This is a genomic window from Mycolicibacter senuensis, from assembly GCF_003284925.1.
GTDB lineage: Bacteria > Actinomycetota > Actinomycetes > Mycobacteriales > Mycobacteriaceae > Mycobacterium > Mycobacterium algericum_A.
This window is the reverse complement of the sequence record NZ_QMEX01000288.1, coordinates 1-1,596: the sequence shown is the minus strand read 5'-3', so window position 1 is coordinate 1,596 and position 1,596 is coordinate 1. Positions and strand designations below refer to the sequence as shown.

General features: G+C 73.5%; 1 protein-coding gene and 1 pseudogene. One reads left to right on the top strand and one right to left on the bottom strand.

Annotated features, from left to right (window positions below; translation table 11 throughout):
• Positions 1 to 75: 75 nt before the first annotated feature.
• Positions 76 to 1,026: a nucleoside hydrolase gene (locus tag DQP56_RS24180; protein ID WP_205868977.1), complete on the top strand. Its 951-nt coding sequence runs from the start codon at positions 76 to 78 to the stop codon at positions 1,024 to 1,026.
• A 150-nt stretch (positions 1,027 to 1,176) separates the two neighbouring features.
• Here the strand turns inward: DQP56_RS24180 and DQP56_RS24175 are convergent.
• Positions 1,177 to 1,596 (bottom strand): annotated as a pseudogene (locus tag DQP56_RS24175) (DNA polymerase Y family protein); the annotation flags it as partial.

The window sequence follows — 1,596 nt, the reverse complement described above, 5'->3', positions numbered from 1 at the left end:
GGGTACGGGTGCCCCGTCCGGTCAAGCGGGCGGTCCGGCTGGTGCCGGGCGTGTACTGGTGATCGTGCGGTCGTGATGCTGCCGGTCTTCGCCGACGTCGACACCGGCGTCGATGACGCCGTTGCGCTGGTCTACCTGCTGGCCGACCCGCAGGCCCGGCTGGTGGGTCTGGCAGCAACCGGCGGAAACGTTGCGGTGCAACAGGTCTGCCGCAACAACCTGGCTCTGCTGGAGTTGTGCGGGGCGAGCGGCATTCCGGTGTCGCGGGGCGCCGAGGCTCCGCTGAGCGGGCCGGTCCGCACCGCGGAGGCCATTCACGGGCCGCAGGGACTGGGGTATGCCGAGCTGCCGCCGGGCAGCGGCCGGCTCACCGGATACGACGCCGCGGCGGCGTGGGCCGTCGCCGCGCGGGAACACCCCGGGCAGCTGATCGGGCTGGTGACCGGCCCGCTGACCAACCTGGCGCTGGCGCTGCGGGCCGAGCCCGCACTGCCCACACTGCTGAGCCGGCTGGTGATCATGGGCGGCGTGTTCTCCGGCGAGCGGGCCGGCCGGGCCGAGTTCAACATCGGGTTCGATCCCGAGGCGGCCGCCGAGGTGTTCTCGGCGTGGGCGGCCGTTGCGCCGCAACGGCTTCCGCTGGTATGCGGGCTGGATCTGACCCAGCGCATCGCGATCACCCCGGCGATCCTGGCATTGTTGCCGGCGCCGTCGGACAGCCCGGTGGTCCGGTTGCTCCACGACGCACTGCGGTTCTACTTCGAGGCGCACGACGCCCGGGGGCACGGGTACCTGGCGTATCTGCACGATCCGCTGGCCGCGGCGGTCGCGCTGGAACCCGGCCTGGTGACCACCCGGCCGGCCGCGATACGGGTTGTGCTCACACCCGGGGCGGAGCGCGGGCGCACGGTTCCCGACTGGAACGCCGGGCAGCCCAACGCGCTGATCGGCGTGGGCGTCGACCCGGCGGCGTTCTTCGATCGGCTCGTGCAGCGAATCGGCGCGTTGGCCCGCCGGCTGGGCTGAGTGCCTCCCCGCCCCACCCCATCCCCACCCCGTCCCGCCGAACGTGTAACCACTGCGATTTGAGGCGCAGTTTTTCGCAGTGGTCACACGTTGGGCGAAGAAGGGTGGGACGGCCGAGTCGGCGCGTTGGCCCGCCGGCTGGGTGCCTCGTCACTCATAGCTGCCCTCCAGGTACCACCGCCGCAGCCGGTAGCACAGCAGCAGCGCCTGACCGGGTGCGCCGGCCGGGCCGTCCAACAGCGCCTGGACCCGGGCGGTGCGTCCCGATCCCGGGCCCTCCCGCTGCGGGTCCCACCACCGCTCGTCGACCGGCCAGGGCCCGGCCCACCAGCGCAGCCGCTCATCACGCCCCCGGGCCACCAGCCACACCGGATCGGCCGAGAACAATCCGCGGCCGGTCACCCGGATCGGGTTTCGTTCGGCGTCAAGCAGTTCCACCGGATCGTCGAGCAGCACCGCCGGCGAGGGCTCGGGGAGCCGGCCGGGCCACGGCTGGCGCGGATCGGCCAGCGGCACCGGCTCGTCCCCCAGCGGGGTCAAGGTGATGCGCTCGGCGGGGCCGCGGCCACC

Bases quoted from the DNA above. Each gene is read 5' to 3' on its own strand.
- DQP56_RS24180 (WP_205868977.1), top strand. From the start codon at position 76: ATGCTGCCGGTCTTCGCCGACGTCGACACCGGCGTCGATGACGCCGTT.